Origin of the sequence: Vibrio sp. G-C-1, from assembly GCF_021728015.1 — a bacterium.
GTDB lineage: Bacteria > Pseudomonadota > Gammaproteobacteria > Enterobacterales > Vibrionaceae > Vibrio > Vibrio splendidus.
In genome coordinates this window covers 14,996-34,603 of sequence record NZ_JAKKCR010000005.1, presented here as the reverse complement: position 1 = coordinate 34,603, position 19,608 = coordinate 14,996, and the positions used below count along the sequence as shown (strand labels likewise).

The 19,608-nt window shown below is 43.9% G+C and carries 19 protein-coding genes; 11 read left to right on the top strand and 8 right to left on the bottom strand.

Annotated features, from left to right (window positions below):
• Positions 1-5 precede the first annotated feature (5 nt).
• The gene (locus L3V36_RS09165) at positions 6-635 is read left to right on the top strand and encodes a LysE/ArgO family amino acid transporter (RefSeq protein ID WP_004735360.1); all 630 of its coding nucleotides are present in this window, start codon (positions 6-8) and stop codon (positions 633-635) included.
• Positions 636-746: 111 nt separating this feature from the next.
• Here the strand turns inward: L3V36_RS09165 and mscS are convergent, their stop codons facing one another.
• The 5 genes from mscS to tkt all read right to left on the bottom strand — a co-directional run bounded on the left by mscS (position 747) and on the right by tkt (position 7,810).
• Entirely contained in the window at positions 747-1,613 is an 867-nt protein-coding gene (mscS, locus tag L3V36_RS09160; RefSeq protein WP_029224644.1) for a small-conductance mechanosensitive channel MscS, read from the bottom strand.
• 375 nt (positions 1,614-1,988) lie between these two features.
• Entirely contained in the window at positions 1,989-3,065 is a 1,077-nt protein-coding gene (gene fbaA / locus L3V36_RS09155; protein ID WP_004735492.1) for a class II fructose-bisphosphate aldolase, read from the bottom strand.
• Between the two features lie 155 nt (positions 3,066-3,220).
• Positions 3,221-4,384, bottom strand: a complete 1,164-nt coding sequence (locus L3V36_RS09150; protein WP_004735491.1) for a phosphoglycerate kinase — start codon at positions 4,382-4,384, stop codon at positions 3,221-3,223.
• A 166-nt stretch (positions 4,385-4,550) separates the two neighbouring features.
• Positions 4,551-5,600 carry an erythrose-4-phosphate dehydrogenase gene (gene epd, locus L3V36_RS09145; protein ID WP_032545991.1) on the bottom strand — a complete coding sequence of 350 codons (1,050 nt, stop codon included), beginning with the start codon at positions 5,598-5,600 and terminating at the stop codon, positions 4,551-4,553.
• A gap of 215 nt (positions 5,601-5,815) precedes the next feature.
• Entirely contained in the window at positions 5,816-7,810 is a 1,995-nt protein-coding gene (gene tkt, locus L3V36_RS09140; protein ID WP_102448365.1) for a transketolase, read from the bottom strand.
• Positions 7,811-8,187: 377 nt separating this feature from the next.
• On the opposite strand from tkt, the gene metK reads away from it, so the two are divergent.
• From metK to L3V36_RS09120, 4 genes are all read left to right on the top strand, one after another.
• Positions 8,188-9,342, top strand: a complete 1,155-nt coding sequence (metK, locus tag L3V36_RS09135; RefSeq protein ID WP_102448364.1) for a methionine adenosyltransferase — start codon at positions 8,188-8,190, stop codon at positions 9,340-9,342.
• Between the two features lie 368 nt (positions 9,343-9,710).
• A complete protein-coding gene (locus L3V36_RS09130; RefSeq protein WP_102448363.1) occupies positions 9,711-10,508 on the top strand; it encodes a DUF2189 domain-containing protein in 798 nt (265 codons plus the stop codon).
• A 78-nt stretch (positions 10,509-10,586) separates the two neighbouring features.
• Positions 10,587-11,087: a SprT family zinc-dependent metalloprotease gene (locus tag L3V36_RS09125; RefSeq protein ID WP_012604825.1), complete on the top strand. Its 501-nt coding sequence runs from the start codon at positions 10,587-10,589 to the stop codon at positions 11,085-11,087.
• A 97-nt stretch (positions 11,088-11,184) separates the two neighbouring features.
• On the top strand, positions 11,185-11,916 hold the full coding sequence (locus L3V36_RS09120) for an endonuclease (protein ID WP_102448362.1): 732 nt from the start codon (positions 11,185-11,187) through the stop codon (positions 11,914-11,916).
• A gap of 68 nt (positions 11,917-11,984) precedes the next feature.
• Here L3V36_RS09120 and L3V36_RS09115 read toward each other — a convergent pair whose 3' ends face one another.
• On the bottom strand, positions 11,985-13,331 hold the full coding sequence (locus tag L3V36_RS09115) for a hypothetical protein (protein WP_017095265.1): 1,347 nt from the start codon (positions 13,329-13,331) through the stop codon (positions 11,985-11,987).
• A gap of 194 nt (positions 13,332-13,525) precedes the next feature.
• On the opposite strand from L3V36_RS09115, the gene rsmE reads away from it, so the two are divergent.
• The 5 genes from rsmE (at position 13,526) to L3V36_RS09090 (ending at position 16,647) form a co-directional block, all read left to right on the top strand.
• Positions 13,526-14,257, top strand: a complete 732-nt coding sequence (gene rsmE, locus L3V36_RS09110; protein WP_017077778.1) for a 16S rRNA (uracil(1498)-N(3))-methyltransferase — start codon at positions 13,526-13,528, stop codon at positions 14,255-14,257.
• Between the two features lie 9 nt (positions 14,258-14,266).
• Positions 14,267-15,217: a glutathione synthase gene (gshB, locus tag L3V36_RS09105; protein ID WP_102394124.1), complete on the top strand. Its 951-nt coding sequence runs from the start codon at positions 14,267-14,269 to the stop codon at positions 15,215-15,217.
• A 116-nt stretch (positions 15,218-15,333) separates the two neighbouring features.
• Positions 15,334-15,897 carry a YqgE/AlgH family protein gene (locus L3V36_RS09100; RefSeq protein WP_004735481.1) on the top strand — a complete coding sequence of 188 codons (564 nt, stop codon included), beginning with the start codon at positions 15,334-15,336 and terminating at the stop codon, positions 15,895-15,897.
• Positions 15,898-15,964: 67 nt separating this feature from the next.
• Positions 15,965-16,387 (top strand): Holliday junction resolvase RuvX, encoded by a 423-nt coding sequence (gene ruvX / locus L3V36_RS09095; protein ID WP_004735480.1) that lies wholly within the window; start codon positions 15,965-15,967, stop codon positions 16,385-16,387.
• A 98-nt stretch (positions 16,388-16,485) separates the two neighbouring features.
• Entirely contained in the window at positions 16,486-16,647 is a 162-nt protein-coding gene (locus L3V36_RS09090) for a hypothetical protein (protein WP_017090793.1), read from the top strand.
• A gap of 58 nt (positions 16,648-16,705) precedes the next feature.
• Here the strand turns inward: L3V36_RS09090 and L3V36_RS09085 are convergent, their stop codons facing one another.
• Positions 16,706-17,815 (bottom strand): PilT/PilU family type 4a pilus ATPase, encoded by a 1,110-nt coding sequence (locus L3V36_RS09085; protein WP_102448361.1) that lies wholly within the window; start codon positions 17,813-17,815, stop codon positions 16,706-16,708.
• A 14-nt stretch (positions 17,816-17,829) separates the two neighbouring features.
• Positions 17,830-18,867: a type IV pilus twitching motility protein PilT gene (locus tag L3V36_RS09080; protein WP_004735478.1), complete on the bottom strand. Its 1,038-nt coding sequence runs from the start codon at positions 18,865-18,867 to the stop codon at positions 17,830-17,832.
• Between the two features lie 26 nt (positions 18,868-18,893).
• On the opposite strand from L3V36_RS09080, the gene L3V36_RS09075 reads away from it, so the two are divergent.
• Positions 18,894-19,598 carry a YggS family pyridoxal phosphate-dependent enzyme gene (locus L3V36_RS09075; protein ID WP_102448360.1) on the top strand — a complete coding sequence of 235 codons (705 nt, stop codon included), beginning with the start codon at positions 18,894-18,896 and terminating at the stop codon, positions 19,596-19,598.
• Positions 19,599-19,608: the final 10 nt, after the last annotated feature.

Genomic DNA, 19,608 nt, shown 5'->3' with positions numbered 1-19,608 from the left:
TTAAAATGAATTTTTGGGTTTTATTACAAGGTTTTGGTCTAGGGGCAAGCATGATCATCCCTATTGGCGCTCAGAATGCGTACGTCTTAAATCAAGGGATAAAACGCAATCACCACCTAACCACAGCGACGATTTGTAGCCTACTCGATACCTTGTTCATTTCATTGGGTATCTTTGGTGGCGGAGCGATCCTGTCGCAAAATGAATTACTGCTCACCTCAGTGACACTGGGTGGTATCGCATTCCTAACCGTTTATGGTTTATTGTCATTGCGCAGTGCGTTCAGAACACGTACTAGTGATGAATCAAAGGGTGAGATACTGGCTCGTGGCAAGCGCACCGTTGTTTTAGGTGCATTGGCAGTAACCGTATTAAACCCGCATCTTTATTTAGACACTGTAGTGATTCTTGGATCCATAGGCGGGCAGTTTGAAGGCAACGATAGAATAGCTTTTGCTATGGGGACTATCTTAGCTTCATTCGTGTGGTTTTACTCTTTGTCATTAGGCGCTGCAAAGCTAGGCCCAACGCTATCGAAACCCAAAGTTAAGAAAGGCATCGATATCGCGGTAGCAACCATGATGTTCGCTATTGCCCTTGTGCTCGCCAATGGACTCATTGAGCAGTACGGCTAAATCCGTTCATATTGAGTCATCCACAAACTTAACCCATCAAAAAAAAGGCGGATAACCTAAGTTATCCGCCTTTCCTTATAAAAGCTTATAGCTAGAAAAACTAACTAGAAATTAAGCTTCTACTTTATTCATGTGTACATCCACTTGCGGGAATGGGATTTCGATACCTTCATTATCCAAGCCTTCTTTGATTGCTTGCATCAGGTCGAAGTAAACATTCCAGTACTCTGCAGTGCTAACCCATGGACGAACGACAAAGTTAACTGAAGAATCCGCTAGTGTGTGAACACCAACTTGAACGCCAGGCTCTTTCAGTACACGCTCATCAGATTCACAGATCTTAGTCAGTAGCGCTTTTGTCTTTTGAAGATCGGCGTTGTAAGAAACACCAATCATTAGATCAATACGGCGCGTATCATGACGAGAGTAGTTAGTAATTGGGCTACCGATAACACTACCGTTAGGTACTACAACCATTTTGTTATCTGGTGTTGTTAGAACGGTTTGGAAGATCTGAATTGAATCAACTGAACCTGCTACACCACCAATTTCCACGTAGTCACCAGACTTGAATGGACGGAATGCAACGATAAGTACACCCGCAGCGAAGTTAGATAGTGAGCCTTGTAGTGCAAGACCAACAGCCAAACCAGCCGCACCAATAACAGCGACTACAGATGCAGTTTGAACGCCTAAACGACCAAGTGCAGCAATTAAAACAATAACAAACAACAAGTAACGAACTAAACCATGGACGAATTCCACAACTGCTCGGTCCATTTTCTTCTTCTGAAGAACCTTAGACACGCTATTCGCTACTGCTTTAACAATAAGATTACCAATAAATAGAATTATCAGTGCTGAGATAATGTTTACACCGTATTGAATAAACAGATCTGAGTTATTTGTTAACCACTGCTCTGCGTGAGACAAACCATCCACAATTGGAGTCTCAAGCGCTGTCGAACTATCAGCCATAATGTGCATCCTCTATATAATATGCTATGAGCTAAACTGTCTTAAGCCAAAATTACTTAACAATAAGAAACAGTTCAAATCCTGTTAAGTCATTGTGTTAAAAGTAAATTAAAGCTAAGTCCTTTTTATAAACTGAACCAAGTCCAATTTTTCGGCACGATATCCTATCTTTGACAGATTGCAAAGTCATATTTATGTAAGCTTTTGAATTAATAAAACTTACTAATAAACACAAATACCGATAACTAAAAGACTACGAAATTTATTCACCGCACGCTAGGTTTTTCACATATTTAGTACAAGTTTTTATCAGACATAAAAAAAACCGCTCAATGAGCGGTTTTTTAAAACTTAAAGAGTACTTAATTCAAAGAATTACAGTACGTCTACAGCGTTAAGGTCAGCGAATGCTTTCTCAAGACGAGTAACCATTGAAGACTGACCAGCACGTAGCCATACGCGTGGATCGTAGAACTTCTTGTTTGGAGCAGCTTCGCCAGTTGGGTTACCGATTTGACCTTGTAGGAAATCACGGTTCTCAGCTTCGTAAGTACGAACGCCATCCCATGAAGCCCACTGAGTATCAGTATCGATGTTCATTTTGATAACGCCGTAACCGATAGACTCTTGGATTTCTGCTTCAGAAGAACCAGAACCACCGTGGAATACGAAGTTAAGAGCGTCAGCTGCAATGCCAAACTTCTCAGCACAGTATGCTTGAGAGTCACGCAGGATAGTTGGAGTAAGTACAACGTTACCAGCTTGGTAAACACCGTGTACGTTACCGAAAGAAGCTGCGATAGTGAAACGTGGGCTAACTGCGTTTAGTTTCTCGTATGCGTATGCAACATCTTCAGGAGAAGTGTAAAGCTCAGATGCGTCCATATCAGAGTTATCAACGCCGTCTTCTTCACCACCAGTACAACCAAGTTCGATCTCGATTGTCATGTTTAGTTTAGCCATGCGAGCTAAGTAAGCTGCACATGTTTCGATGTTCTCTTCTAGAGACTCTTCAGAAAGGTCTAGCATGTGAGAAGAGAATAGTGGCTTACCAGTTTGTGCGAAGAACTCTTCACCAGCGTCTAGTAGACCGTCGATCCATGGAAGAAGTTTCTTAGCAGCGTGGTCAGTATGAAGAATAACTGGAACACCGTAAGATTCTGCTACTGCGTGAACGTATTTTGCACCAGCTACAGCGCCAAGAATTTGTGCGCCTTGACCTTCAAGTTTAACGCCTTTACCAGCGAAGAAACCAGCACCGCCGTTAGAGAACTGAACAACAACTGGAGCTTTTGCTTTAGCAGCAGCTTCAAGAACAGCGTTGATAGTATCAGTGTTGATTACGTTTACTGCAGGAAGAGCAAATTTGTTTGCTTTTGCTACTTCAAATACTTTCTGTACGTCATCGCCAGAAATCACACCAGGTTTTACAAAATCGAAGATCTTAGACATGGAAATAGTCCTATTTATTCTATCGTTTTAAGATTAAAAAACTTAAGTTTAAAAATTTGCAATCGTTTGCTCACAACTTATGCCATTCTAGCAAAAAAGTGTGATATGCAGCAAACGTTAAAAGGCGAGATTCACATCTCGCCTTTCTAAATCAATTACGCTTTAGCACGCTCTTCAAGCATTGCTACTGCAGGAAGTACTTTACCTTCAACAAACTCAAGGAAAGCGCCGCCGCCAGTAGAGATGTAAGAAACATCTGCTTTGATACCGAACTTGTCGATAGCTGCTAGTGTGTCACCACCGCCTGCTACTGAGAAACCTTCAGAGTCAGCGATTGCTTTAGAAATACCCGCAGTACCCGCTTCGAAGTTTTTGAACTCGAATACGCCTACAGGGCCGTTCCAAAGGATAGTTTTTGCGTTACCGATGATTTCAGCTAGAGCTGCAGTTGAATCTGGGCCAAGGTCGAAGATCATGTCGTCGTCTTGAACTTCAGAAACGTGCTTGATTTCAGCTTCTGCGTTTTCGTCGAATGCTTTAGCACATGCAACGTCAGTCGCTACTGGGATAGCACACTCTTTCATTAGCTTCTTAGCTGTTTCCACTAGATCAGCTTCGTATAGAGACTTACCTACGTTGTGGCCTTCAGCAGCAATGAACGTGTTCGCGATACCACCACCAACAACAAGTTGGTCAGCGATTTTAGAAAGAGATTCTAGAACGGTTAGTTTAGTAGAAACTTTAGAACCACCAACGATAGCCACTAGTGGGCGAGCTGGGTTGTCCATTGCTTTACCAAGAGCTTCAAGCTCAGCAGCTAGAAGAGGACCAGCACATGCTACAGGAGCGTAAGTACCAACGCCGTGTGTAGAAGCTTGAGCACGGTGAGCTGTACCGAATGCGTCCATCACGAAGATGTCACATAGTGCAGCGTACTGCTTAGAAAGTGCTTCTTCGTTCTTCTTCTCGCCTTTGTTAAAGCGAACGTTTTCAAGAACAGTTAGCTCACCAGCGTTTAGCTCAAGACCATTTACGTAATCTTTCGCTAGTTTAACGTCGCAGTCTAGTGCGTCGTTTAGGTAGTTAACTACAGGAGCTAGAGAGAACTCTTCGTTGTATTCGCCTTCAGTAGGACGACCAAGGTGAGAAGTAACCATAACTTTTGCGCCAGCTTCTAGGCAAAGTTTGATAGTTGGTAGAGATGCAAGGATACGTGCATCTGAAGTTACTTTACCGTCTTTTACTGGTACGTTTAGGTCAGCACGGATGAATACGCGTTTACCTGCAAGTTCCAGGTCAGTCATCTTGATCACAGACATGATTTGTCCTCTCAAATTTAAATAAAAATAAAGTTTTGGAAACTCAGCAACCCTGCTAAGCCTATAAATTATTCAACTGGTAATTCTTTAACTACTCATAATATGTGGACACTTAGTATTTATTTCAAGCTAAAAAATAAATAATCCACACATTTGCTTCTAGGTCTTACTTCTTGCCTTCAGAAGCTTGCATTGCAAGAACCGTATCCAGCATCCGGTTCGCAAAGCCCCATTCGTTGTCACACCACACAAGCATTTTTACTAAGTGGCCGTTGCTCACTCGAGTTTGTGAACCATCAACAATTGCGCTATGGGGATCGTGATTAAAGTCGATGGAAACGAGCGGCGCTTCAGTATAGTCAACTATATTGTGTAATGTACACTGGGATGCATTAACAATGGTTTGATTTACGTCATTAACTTTCACATTTGCATTAATTGTGACACTTAAATCCATCGCAGTGACGTTTACCGTCGGCACACGCACAGATATAGCTTCAAATTTGTTAGAAAATTTCGGGAAGATTCTTTCAATACCTTTATGCAGTTTGGTATCGACAGGAATGATAGATTGGCTTGCAGCTCGAGTACGACGCAAATCGCTGTGGTATGCATCAATAACTTGTTGATCATTCATTGAAGAGTGAATGGTCGTGATGGTACCAGACTCAATACCAAAGGCATCATCAAGCACCTTAATGATAGGGACAATACAGTTGGTGGTACATGAACCATTGGAAACGATTCGATGATCGGCTTCGATAGTCTCGTGATTCACACCATAGATAATGGTGTTATCAAGGTCATTAGCACCAGGATGCGAGAACAGCACCTTTTTCGCCCCAGCAGCGATGTGTGCTAGGCCGTCATCTCGGCAACCGTAAACGCCGGTACAATCGAGAACAATATCGACTTCAAGGTCACGCCAAGGCAACAACTCAATATCAGCAAGATGTAAGATACGAATCGTATCGAACTCTCCTTTATCTTCAGCACCAATACCATGATGAACATAGATGTGCTCTTGATCGTTTGAGATTTTCTTGCCGAAGCGGCCGTGACTGGTGTCGTACTGCAATAGGTGAGCCATAGCGTCAGGCTGAGCAAGCTCATTGACCGCTACTACTTTGATTTGTTGGCTTTTGCCACTTTCATAGACAGCGCGCAATACATTGCGCCCTATTCGTCCAAATCCATTTATCGCGACTTTTAGCATAGTTCCGTACATCTAACCAAAATTTCGTGCAACAGATGATAACTGAATCCTACCTAAAAGGCATTACTTGAATAACTCAGCTTACTTATGACAGATTGATCTATTGCTTGTAAGCCTTAGTCTAAGTGATAACAAACCCCAGATACAAAAAAACCGAGCTTAAAGCTCGGTTTTTTCATTCATTTCATTGTTCACACAAGGCTAGTAATCAATGATTAAGCAAGAAGTTCTTTCGCTGTGTTTACTACGTTTTCAGTAGTGAAACCGAACATCTTGAATAGCTCGCCTGCTGGTGCAGATTCGCCGAACGTTGTCATACCGATGATCTTGCCACCGAAACCAACGTACTTGTACCAGAAGTCAGCGATGCCAGCTTCTACAGCAATACGTACTGTTACGTCAGCTGGAAGTACAGACTCACGGTATTCCGCGTTTTGCTTATCAAACGCATCAGTTGCAGGCATAGAGACTACGCGTACCGCTTTACCTTCAGCGGTTAGTTCAGCAGCAGCGCTAACCGCTAGCTCAACTTCAGAACCCGTTGCAATGATGATTAGCTCTGGCTTGCCAGCACAATCTTTCAGGATGTAACCACCCTTCGCGATGTTTGCTACTTGCTCAGCGTCACGATCTTGTTGTGCAAGGTTTTGACGAGAGAAGATAAGTGCAGAAGGACCATCTTTACGCTCGATTGCCAGTTTCCAAGCAACAGCAGACTCAACTTGGTCACATGGGCGCCATGTGCTCATGTTTGGAGTCAGACGTAGAGATGCGATCTGCTCAACCGGTTGGTGAGTAGGACCATCTTCGCCTAGGCCGATAGAATCGTGCGTGTAAACTTGAATGTTCTGAATTTTCATCAGAGCCGCCATACGCATTGCGTTACGCGCGTATTCCATGAACATTAGGAACGTTGCGCCGTATGGTACGAAACCACCGTGCAGAGCGATACCGTTCATAATAGCCGTCATACCGAATTCACGTACACCGTAGTGGATGTAGTTACCTGAGAAATCGTTAGCTTCAAGAGACTTAGAACCAGACCACATAGTCAGGTTAGAAGGCGCAAGGTCAGCAGAGCCGCCCATGAATTCAGGTAGCATAGCACCAAACGCTTCTAGTGCATTTTGAGATGCTTTACGTGATGCGATGTTTGCTGGGTTAGCTTGAAGGTCAGCGATGATTGCTGATGCTTTCTCTTCCCATTCAGCTGGAAGCTCGCCGTTAGTACGACGTTTGAATTCTGCTGCTAGCTCTGGGTGAGCGGCTGCGTATGCGTCAAACTTAGCATTCCAAGCCGCTTCTTTCGCTGCGCCCGCTTCTTTCGCATTCCACTCAGCTGCGATATCAGCCGGGATTTCGAAAGGACCGTGTTCCCAACCAAGCGCCGCTTTAGTTGCTGTGATTTCATCAGCACCTAGTGGAGCACCGTGACAGTCGTGCGTACCCGCTTTGTTTGGAGAACCAAAACCGATGATAGTTTTAGTACAGATAAGCGTTGGACGAGGATCCGCTTTAGCCGCTTCAATAGCCGCGTTGATAGCGTCAGCATCGTGACCATCAACGGCTGGGATTACGTGCCAGCCGTAAGCTTCAAAACGCTTAGGTGTATCGTCAGAGAACCAACCTTCAACTTCGCCATCAATAGAAATACCGTTGTCATCCCAGAAAGCAACCAACTTACCAAGACCTAACGTACCTGCTAGAGAACATGCTTCGTGAGAAATACCTTCCATCAGACAGCCATCACCCATGAACGCATAAGTGAAGTGATCGACGATGTCGTGACCTTCTTTGTTGAACTGTGCAGCCAATGATTTTTCAGCCATCGCCATACCAACAGCGTTGGTGATGCCTTGACCTAGAGGACCCGTCGTTGTTTCGATACCAGGAGCGTAACCGTACTCTGGGTGACCTGGAGTCTTAGAGTGCAGTTGACGGAAGTTTTTCAGGTCTTCAATTGAAAGCTCGTAACCTGCAAGATGAAGCAGAGAGTAAATCAACATTGAACCATGGCCGTTAGACAGAATAAAACGGTCTCGGTCAGCCCACTCTGGGTTTGCTGGGTTGTGGTTCAAGTGACCACGCCAAAGAACTTCAGCGATGTCAGCCATACCCATAGGTGCGCCAGGGTGGCCTGAATTTGCTTGTTGAACGCCATCCATGCTAAGTGCGCGAATTGCATTGGCTAGATCTTTACGAGAAGGCATGTCTGCTCCTGAGTACATAAGCGATTTAAAAAAGAGATTGATGCTAAAATTTTCATTTTTATTAGCGCGGGTATTCTCTCAAACGACTTTAGCGACTGCAAACGTTTTACTGGCATTTTAACGGTCATTTTTCGCAATTTTCGAACATTTACATCACTTAGCAATGCCTTATCTCGACCGATACGCAAACGTTTAGTTATGACATATCATAAAAAAGAGCTTGTAATTCGACCGCTGGAATTTAGAATAGCCGTCTAGATGTAGAAACACCTACAAAATATACTGTATTTAATGGCGGCGCTTCCTAGCTTGCGACGCCTGAAATTATTTGCATTTAACTATTTGCAACTAAAAACTAAACTAAAAGTGGAGCTCTCATGGCTAAGCACCTATTCACTTCTGAATCTGTTTCAGAAGGCCATCCAGATAAAATTGCAGACCAAATCTCTGATGCTGTTCTTGATGCCATCTTGGAACAAGATCCAAAAGCACGTGTTGCTTGTGAGACTTACGTAAAAACCGGCATGGTTATGGTTGGCGGTGAAGTAACAACGTCTGCATGGGTTGATATCGAAGAAATCACTCGTGAAACAGTTCGTGAAATTGGTTACGTTCATTCTGATATGGGCTTTGACGCTGACTCTTGTGCAGTACTAAACACAATTGGTAAGCAGTCTCCAGACATCAACCAAGGTGTTGATAAAGCCGACCCTAAAGATCAAGGCGCAGGCGACCAAGGTATCATGTTTGGTTACGCGACTAACGAAACACCAATCCTAATGCCAGCTCCAATTACTTACTCTCACCTTCTTGTTAAGAAGCAAGCTGAAGTACGTAAGAGCGGCAAGCTTGATTTCCTTCGCCCAGATGCGAAATCTCAAGTTACGTTCCAATACGACCAAGGTAAGATTGTTGGTATCGACGCAGTTGTTCTTTCAACTCAACACTGTGATTCAGTAACAACACCTGACCTACGTGAAGCGGTAATGGAAGAGATCATCAAGCCAGTACTTCCTGCTGAATGGATCAACAAAGACACTAACTTCTTCATCAACCCAACAGGCCGTTTCGTAATCGGTGGCCCAATGGGTGACTGTGGTCTAACAGGTCGTAAGATCATCGTTGATACGTACGGCGGTGCAGCTCGTCACGGTGGCGGTGCATTCTCTGGTAAAGATCCATCAAAAGTTGACCGTTCTGCAGCTTACGCAGCGCGTTACGTTGCGAAAAACATCGTTGCTGCTGGCATGGCTGACCGTTGTGAGATTCAACTGTCTTACGCTATCGGTGTTGCAGATCCAACATCTATCATGGTTGAAACGTTTGGTACTGAGAAAGTAGCTCACGAGATCATCATTGAAGCTGTTCGTCAAAACTTCGACCTACGTCCATACGGTCTTCAAGAAATGCTGAACCTTCTTCAGCCTATCTACAAAAAGACGGCTGCATACGGTCACTTCGGTCGCGAAGAGTTCCCTTGGGAAGCGACGGACAAATCAGCAATCCTTGCGGACTTCGCTGGCCTAAAATAATTTAGCCACTGCGATTTGTTTCTTTAAAGCCCTTACTTCTTAGTAAGGGCTTTATTTTTATGTACTTACCAAACCTTTCCCTACTAGAACACCCTGTCCAAGTCTTCTTTACCGTTAACCACTTAGTATAAAAATCCGCTGATAATTTGTGTTTTCTAACACTACTGACAATAGTTAAGGTAACTCCTAGGCGATCAAGCTCACATTTAACTTAAATTAATTCAGTCTGATAACGCTCGTTAAATGTACGCAAGAACAATAACTGGGATGACAAAGAGCAGTTTAGCTCAACACCATAACGCTCTCGTAAGCGACACCTCAGAGCCTTGTGGAATTATAACTAGGACGTTATTCAACTAGGGGGATCTATGCCTCGTACCGTGCACCCATCCGAACTAAACGATAAGAAACACAAGGTCAGCGATCAGGATTACGCTCGCACCATTCCTTGTAACCAAGTAAGCATATCAGCCCCATTCCACTGGTTATCGCTTGCACTGCATGACTTAGTGAAGATGCCAATAATCAGCGCATTTTACGGATTGTGTTTCATGGCTGCGGCCATCGCCATCGTGCAATTAGTCCAATGGCAAGGAACACACCTAGTCGTCATGCCAAGCTTGATAGTCTATATGTTGATAGGACCCTTTCTTGCTCTAGGCCTATATGACGCAAGCTGGGAAAGAGAGAAAGGACATTCACCAAGTTTGTTCCACTCAATGAAAGCAATTACTCGCAACTCCACCCACCAATGGGCCTTTGCGATTGTGTTAATGGTTGCAATGATCTTTTGGATGCGGATTGCTGCGTTATTGCATGCGCTCTACCCTTCCGTACAAGGAGCACCATTAAGCGAGTTTGCACCATTCCTGATTACGGGTTCGGTGATTGGATTGGTTATCGCTAGCATGATATTTAGCATCTCAGCATTTTCGATTCCATTGATGATGGAAAGACGTGTAGATGTAATGAGTGCCATTTTTACTAGCTTCAACGCTGTTAAATCAAACATCCCTGCGATGGTCGTTTGGGCTGGTATCATTGGTACAGGTATCTTAGTCGGCTTCGCGACCTACGGTGTCGGTATGATTGTAACGATGCCATTGCTCGGTTACGGAACATGGCATGCTTACCACGAAATCATCAAAAAGAAACATCACGTTTAAATCGTTTCACGATCGATGAGCAATGTTATGATGAGGCCTTAGCTTAAACGCTAAGGCTTTTTTTGGAGTTAACAACGCTTGTCTTACACCCCGCAACAACATCGAGTAAATAAAAAACTGGGCGAATGCCTAGCTATCGCTAATCAACATTTTTCTCGTGAATTTCCATGCCCAACCGTCACTTACAAGTTAAGAGGAAAGGCAGCGGGAAAAGCCTACCTCCAGTTAAACGAGATAAAACTCAACCAAGTGCTATTCAGCGAAAATGAAGATGCCTTTATTAACGAAGTCGTGCCTCATGAACTCGCACATCTGATCACACATCAGGTCTTCGGACGAGTTAGGCCTCACGGCAATGAGTGGAAATACGTGATGGAAAAGGTATTCAATGTACCGGCCAGAACCACCCACAGCTTAGAGATAACCTCAGTTCAGGGAAAAACCTTTGAGTACCGCTGTGATTGCACTACTTATCCCCTGTCGATTAGAAGACACAACAAAGTCATCCGTAACCAATCAACTTATCGTTGCCAACAATGTCAGCAAACCTTAGCTTTTACCGGCCTTCAATTGAGCTAAGTCTTAATCTCACAAGTTAACGCGAATAAATGTAATAGAGAGAACTAACATTTGAGTGCTAGACTGTTGTTTATCATACTTTCATCAGTCTTTTTCCATGCAAAAAACCACTCAAAAAGCATTTGGCCTATCGGTGTCTTTCTACCTATCAATAGTATTTGGCCTACTAGTAACCCAAAGCGTTTTCGCCGCTCCACCAAGCTCATTCTCTAAAGCAAAAAAAGAAGCAGTGAAGATTTATCTCGATCACCCGACTTCATTTTATTGTGGTTGTGACATCACTTGGAAAGACAAAAAGAAAGGTATCCCCGACCTCGACGGCTGTGGTTATCAAGTGAGAAAACAGCAAAAACGCGCTTCCCGTATTGAGTGGGAACACGTGGTACCAGCTTGGCAATTTGGCCACCAGCGTCAGTGCTGGCAAGATGGCGGACGTAAGAACTGCACTCGCAATGACAGAGTATTTAAATCGATGGAAGCCGACCTTCATAACCTGACTCCGGCAATTGGCGAGGTTAACGGTGATCGCTCCAATTACAATTTCAGTCAATGGAATGGAATGGATGGTGTGAGTTACGGTCAGTGTGAAATGCAGGTCAACTTCAAACAGCGTAAAGTTATGCCACCAGACAGAGCAAAAGGTTCTATCGCGCGTACTTATCTTTACATGAGCCAAGAGTATGGTTTCAAACTCTCTAAGCAGCAAACTAACCTGATGATGGCGTGGAACAAGCAATTCCCTGTCGATAAGTGGGAATGTACCCGTGATGAGCGAATCCATACCATCCAGGGGAATCACAACCCATTTGTATTTGAAAGCTGTAAATAATAGCCAGCAAGATAAAAAGGCCCTTGTTACACAGGGCCACAATCACTTTTATTGCTCTATTATTAAGTTTAGTTTTCTAAGTCTTCTAGATAACGAGTATTTTCACTAAAACCTGTCATTGAAGCCGCCGAAATAACGGAGCGCGCCTCCGGGTTTACATCCATAAATTTCTGACTTGAACACCAACCTTGCCCAACACTTAACACTTCAGGAGCGGCAGGAAGAGAAGACAATTCAGCTCTAATCGTCAACTCTGACTTACCCAATATACCACTAGCAACAAACACGGCTCGATCTTGAACATCGTTATCAGATAAACGAGAACGTTGACCCCACTGCACTTTCCAGTCGTTACATGAATAATCTTCTATTTGTGGAATACTAAGAAAAGCGACATCAGACAAAGCGCGGTACTTTTTGTACATCATGTAAGCTTCAAAGAGCATAGCCACATCTTCAGCAGGACTTGAGTAAGAGTAGAATGCAGCTGCTTTATCGGCTTCAAATGCATCCCCGGCAACCTCTCCTGTAAGTCGTCTAATTTCGTTTGTCATTGATTCACCTTGAAAGGCAATTTGAGCCGCTTTATTAAGCAGGTTTGAAGTTAAAGGATCCCTTTCAATAAGCTCGTGATTTAATTTTTTTAACGGATGAATATAGTTAGTGATATACCCATAAGAAGGGATTTGAGTCAGGTCGTGCTCTTGCAAGAAATCATTCGCGTGTGCAAGTTCATGAGAAAGGAGCCTAAATAAACCAGGAGCAATATGATTCGCTTCTCTCGATTCATTCCTTAATGGGGTATAGGTATTTGAATAAGAGATATAGTCATTTGTTGCTTCATGAACATAGCGCTGAGCTTTATCGAATTTAAACTCTGTTTGAAAACCGTTTCGATAATCTTCCTGCTTATGAATGGAATCCCACTCGCTTTTATTGCGCCATACATACTTAGGGTCTATATACATAGATGCTGTAGACGTTGTGTAAAATGATGGGCGGATATCATAACTGATCACAATGCTGTTTAATGGCTTGAAAAGATTCAGTAAATCTTGGTCATTAATTTCTTTTAATGCTTCGATAAAACTGTCGGCCATCCACTGATGGGACACTACTAACCTTTCTTGAATCTGCTCAATTGTCACATTTACTTGGTTAACCCCAAGAGGCTTTATTACCGATAAATCACAAGAGCTATTCACTAAAAATGCTTTTGAACACTCTTCAATATCCTTCGACATACTCGAAGTTTGGTAAGTCGAAACAGACGCTAAACTTGGCGTTCCGTTCACATTAGGTGACACGATACTAGCAGGAACATCGGAAGATGAATCCGATCCACCACCACAACCCGCCAAAAGTAAGCTACTGACTGTACACGTTAAAATAGAACGTCTTTTCATACAAAACATAGATAAAGCCTTTATTAATTATATTTATATTCAATCGGTTGAATTGTATTTATTGGCTTTATAAATTTCAAACTCTAAATCATAAGGATAAGATCTCTCGCCTATTTTTGTTCGCTACTTGTTTTTTCTTTACTTAGCATCCATGTTAGGCAGAGACAAAATACCCAAATGACACTATTTATAGGTTTACCAGCATGAGAATCCCTCGTATCCATCACCCAGAACGCATTCATCAGTTAGGTTCACTCGCTTTAGGCGAAGATGCCGCGGGTCATGTTGGTCGAGTCCTTCGTATGAAAGAAGGTCAAGATGTTCTTCTATTTGATGGCAGTGGCGCTGAATTCCCTGCGACAATTGCTGAAGTATCAAAAAAGAACGTCACAGTTAATGTTACTGAACGTATCGAGCGCAGCAGCGAATCTCCGTTAGACTTACATTTAGGCCAAGTGATTTCACGTGGCGACAAAATGGAATTCACGATACAGAAATCGGTTGAGCTTGGTGTGAACACCATTACCCCGCTGATTTCAGAGCGCTGTGGCGTTAAGCTTGATACTAAACGCTTCGAGAAAAAGCTCGCGCAGTGGCAAAAGATTGCTATCGCAGCATGTGAACAATCTGGCCGTAATACGGTTCCAGTTATTCGCCCAATAATGCAACTTGAAGAGTGGTGCAGCGAACCGAGCGAAGCATTAAAACTAAACCTGCATCCTCGTGCAAAATACTCAATCAATACCCTTCCAGAACCCATTAGTAAGGTGCGCCTATTGATCGGTCCCGAAGGCGGACTGTCAGCTGAAGAAATCGGCATGACAGAACAATACAAATTTGAAGAGACGCTACTCGGCCCACGTGTACTTCGTACCGAGACAGCAGCTCTAACCGCAATTACTGCCTTACAAGTCCGTTTTGGCGATCTAGGCTAGGAGAAAAAAATGATCAAACTTGGCATCGTAATGGATCCAATTTCATCCATTAACATCAAAAAAGACTCTAGCTTTGCCATGATGCTTGAAGCTCAGCGTCGTGGTTACGAAATCCATTACATGGAAATGGATGATCTACATTTAGATCAAGGCGTAGCCATTGCTGACACTAAGGTTGTTGAACTAAAAGAAGATCCAAACGGTTGGTACAAATTCAAATCAGAACAGACTATCGCGCTATCCGATTTAGATGCGGTACTGATGCGTAAAGATCCTCCGTTTGATACTGAGTACATCTACGCAACTTACATTCTTGAGCGTGCTGAAGAGAACGGCGCACTGATCGTCAACAAACCACAAAGCCTACGTGACTGTAACGAGAAGTTGTTCACGGCATGGTTCCCTGAACTGACACCGACCACCATCGTGACTCGTAAAGCTGAAAAAATTAAAGCGTTCCGAGAAGAACACGGTGACGTGATTCTAAAACCACTTGATGGCATGGGCGGCGCGTCTATCTTCCGTGTGAAAGAAGGCGATCCAAACGTATCAGTTATTATTGAAACCTTGACCAACCACGGTCAGAACTACGCAATGGCACAAACTTTTGTTCCAGACATCAGCAATGGTGATAAGCGTATTCTTGTGGTTGACGGTGAGCCAATGCCTTACTGTCTAGCGCGTATTCCTGCAAAAGGGGAAACTCGAGGTAACCTTGCTGCTGGCGGTACAGGTGAAGCTCGTCCTCTAAGTGAAACAGACTGGGCTATCGCAAGAGCAGTTGCTCCTGCACTGAAAGAGAAAGGCTTAATCTTTGTTGGGCTTGATGTTATCGGTGACAAGCTGACTGAAATTAACGTGACTAGCCCTACTTGTATCCGTGAAATTGAAGCCGCTTTTGATATTTCAGTTACAGGTAAATTAATGGATGCAATTGAGCGTCGCGTTAACGCTAAATAGCCTAAACTAAAGAAAGCCTTAGCTATTCGAAAACACAGAAATATCTAGGCAAAGAACAATGAGCGGCTTTACGCCGCTCTTTTTCCTTTACTGGGAACACACTGGCAGGAGGCTCTATGAATTTAACGAACCACTTTCTGGTTGCTATGCCCGGAATGAAAGACCCATACTTTCAAAATTCGGTGATTTACCTTTGTGAGCACAATGACGAAGGCGCAATGGGTTTGATGATCAACGCCCCTATCGATGTCACTGTCGGTAGCATGCTTAAGCAAGTTGAGGTTGATTCTGACCAGCCAAAATCCAACCAAGCAAGTCTTGATAAGCCTGTATTGAATGGTGGGCCGGTCGCAGAAGACCGTGGGTTTATTTTGCACAAACCTAAAGGTAGCTATCAATCCAGTATCAGCATGACGGATCAAATCTCGGTGACAACCTCAAAAGATATCTTGATGGTGTTAGGTACAGAAGATGAACCGATGAATTATCTAGTCGCACTTGGTTATGCAGGGTGGGAACCCGGGCAACTGGAAACCGAACTGACCGAGAACTCATGGTTAACTGTAGAAGCTGATCCAAAGGTCATCTTCGATACACCGATTTCTGACCGCTGGAAAGTCGCCGTGCAGATGTTAGGCATTAATGCGGCTCAGCTTTCAGCAGACGCTGGTCACGCCTAACTCAGACTCAGACTCAGACTCAGACTCAGTATATAAACTCTCAAACACAGATTAATTTGGAAACCCCATGTCACGAACAATTATGGCATTTGACTACGGTACAAAAAGTATCGGCAGTGCGATAGGACAAGAGATCACAGGTACAGCTAGCCCTTTAAAAGCCTTTAAGGCGAAAGATGGCATCCCGAACTGGGATGACATCGAAAAGCAAATCAAGGAGTGGCAGCCGAATCTTATCGTGGTTGGTCTTCCTACCGACCTTCATGGTAAAGATCTAGCCGCGATTACACCAAGGGCGAAGAAGTTTGCCAATCGCCTAAAAGGGCGCTTTGGTGTCGATGTTGAACTGCATGATGAAAGACTTTCTACGACAGAAGCAAGGGCCGACCTTTTTGAAATGGGCGGCTATAAAGCACTAAGCAAAGGTAATGTCGATAACCAATCCGCAGTTGTGATTCTAGAAAGTTGGTTTGAAGCACAATATTCTTAGTTAAAACTAAGTGATTAACATTTGAGCTAATTTATGATCCCACACGAATTTCACGCCGTAGTGTCAGTGCAATTCATAATAAGGACGTGGGAGTTCATATGAAAATTTTTCTAGTCATCTTCGCTTCTCTAGCAATCACAGCATGTAGCTCTATGAGCGGAGGCTCAGCAGGTTATACCGGTGAACAATATCCGACAAAAATCAAATTAGAGAAGGAACGAGGATATTCTGGTAACAACAATAGTTACGGCAACCACTAATATATCCAGACCAAAAAAAACCGCCTTCACAGCGGTTTTTTTAGCATTCAGCATCAATCTAACCCATATCAATCTTCACGCCAGCCAAAGCACCGGTTCCGTAGTCATCATCACCACGTCTGGTTTTTAGCATTAAGCGTAAGTCATTCGCGGAATCGGCACTGTGGAATGCGTCTTCTTCACTGATCTTGCCTGCAAGCACCAAGTCATACAACGCTTGGTCAAAGGTCTGCATACCAATCTCTTTCGATTTAGCCATAGTCGCTTTTAGTTCATGCAACTCACCACGACGAATCAAATCAGACACTCGCGGGCTGTTAAGTAGAATCTCAAACACGCCATGGCGACCGCTGCCATTCTTATCTCGGATTAATTGCTGAGCGACCACACCACGCAGGTTCATCGACAGATCAAACAAGAACTGCTCTTTCTGTTCTTTCGGCACCAAGTGAAGAATACGTTCTAACGCTTGGTTGGCATTATTCGCGTGCAGTGTTGCCATACACAAGTGGCCCGTTTCAGCAAAGGTCATCGCGTATTCCATGGTTTCACGGCTACGGATTTCGCCAATCAAGATCATATCCGGTGCTTGGCGTAAAGAGTTCTTAAGCGCAACTTCATAGCTCTCGGTGTCTAGCCCAACCTCACGTTGAGTTACGATACATTTTTTATGTTCGTGAACGAATTCAATTGGATCTTCAACCGTCAAAATATGCCCTGAACGATTGGTATTACGATAGCCCGTCATCGCAGCCATTGAGGTTGATTTACCAGAGCCCGTAGCACCAACCACCAGCACCAATCCACGCTTTGCGATTGACAGGTCTTGCAGTACATCAGGAAGCTTTAATTGCTCAAAGGTTGGGATGTTAGTTTCGATACGTCGAATGACCGCTCCTGGTAGCTCTCGCTGAAAAAACGCACTCACACGAAAACGACCAAAATCACGCACGATGGCAAAATTAGCCTCACGCGTTTGCTGATATTCATCGCGTCGGTCTTGATCCATCATCGCATCAAGTAACTGAGCAACCTGAGCCGAATTCAATTTCTCGCCTTGAGGTCGCAGTTCACCATCGACACGAAACAGAATTGGCGCATCGACCGTGATGTAAAGATCCGACGCTTTTTGAGATAGCATCCCCTCAAGAATTTGATTCAGTTCCATTTTGTTCACCTTGATTAAAACATTGAGGTTTCAATTTCGATCTTTTTCTCGACCTCTTCTGAATCAACCAAGCCTTGAGCCATCAGCTGCTTCGCATTTTGCTCCATGGTCTGCATACCATGTGCCGCCCCCGTTTGAATGATCGAATACATCTGCGCGACCTTGTCTTCACGGATCAAGTTTCTAATCGCAGGTGTCGCCATCATGATTTCATGACAAGCCACACGACCGCCACCAACACGCTTTAACAGCTTCTGGGCAATCACCGAACGTAACGATTCAGACAACATTGAACGCACCATGTCTTTGTCGCTACCCGGGAATACATCGATAATACGATCTATGGTTTTTGCCGCAGAGCTAGTATGCAAGGTACCAAAAACTAAGTGACCCGTTTCTGCTGCGGTTAGCGCTAAGCTGATCGTCTCTTGGTCACGAAGTTCGCCGACAAGGATTACGTCTGGATCTTCACGCAACGCACTGCGCAATGCCGCTTTGAAGCTGTGAGTATCGCGATGCACTTCTCGTTGGTTGATTAGGCATTTGTTGTTGGTATGAACAAATTCGATCGGGTCTTCAATCGTCAATATATGCTTATTATGGTTACGGTTAACGTAATCCACCATCGCTGCCAAAGTTGTCGACTTACCTGAACCCGTCGGCCCAGTGACCAATACTAGCCCTTTTTCGTAATTAGATATTCTTTCAAAGATCTCAGGAGCCCCTAGCTGTTCAAGGGTGGGAATCTCTACTGGAATGGTACGGAACACAGCAGAGCAGCCACGAGATTGGTTAAAAGCATTAACACGGAAACGACCAACGTTGGGTAATTCAAAAGAGAAGTCGACTTCCAGTTTTTCTTCAAATTCACCGCGTTGTGAATCACTCATGATCTCAAAAACCAAACGATGCACATCAGCATGACTCAAAGCTGGTATTCCAAGCTTCCTTACTTCACCATCTATACGTACCATTGGAGATACACCCGCAGAAAGATGTAGATCTGACGCGTTATGCTTTACACTAAAATCTAGTAACTCAGTGATATCCATTTATTTTCCCTTAAGTAAAGTCAGCTATGAGTAGTATTCAACAAAATATCGAACAAATCACCTCACAGATACGTAGTGCTGAGCAAAAGTGCGGACGAGCTCCAGAGTCCGTGCAACTTTTAGCCGTCAGCAAAACTAAACCTATTGATGCGATTCTAGAAGCCGCACTCGGAGGCCAAGTTGCCTTTGGTGAAAACTATGTTCAAGAAGGTGTTGATAAAGTAAAACACTTTTCAGAACAACATTCTAACCTAAATTTAGAGTGGCATTTTATTGGCCCAATTCAATCCAATAAAACCCGCCCAATCGCAGAAAGCTTCCAATGGGTACATTCCGTTGAACGCGACAAGATCGCACAAAGACTTAATGACCAACGACCAAGCGAACTTCCACCTTTGCAAGTTTTGATTCAGGTAAACACCAGTGGTGAAGAATCCAAGTCTGGAACGTCAGAAGAAACAGTTTTTGCACTAGCGGAGTTGATTTCATCGCTCCCTAACCTCACTTTAAGAGGATTGATGTCGATTCCTGCAAACGTATCTGACTATCAATCTCAGCTTAATGCATTTTCTCAGCTGGCGGATCTTAAAGGCAAGCTAGCCGCGAAGTACCCAAACATCGATACCCTCTCGATGGGTATGAGTGGTGATATGGATGCAGCAGTTGAGGCTGGTAGCACTATGGTTCGCATTGGAACGGCTATCTTCGGTGCTCGTGATTACGCGAAATAGCACAGCACGT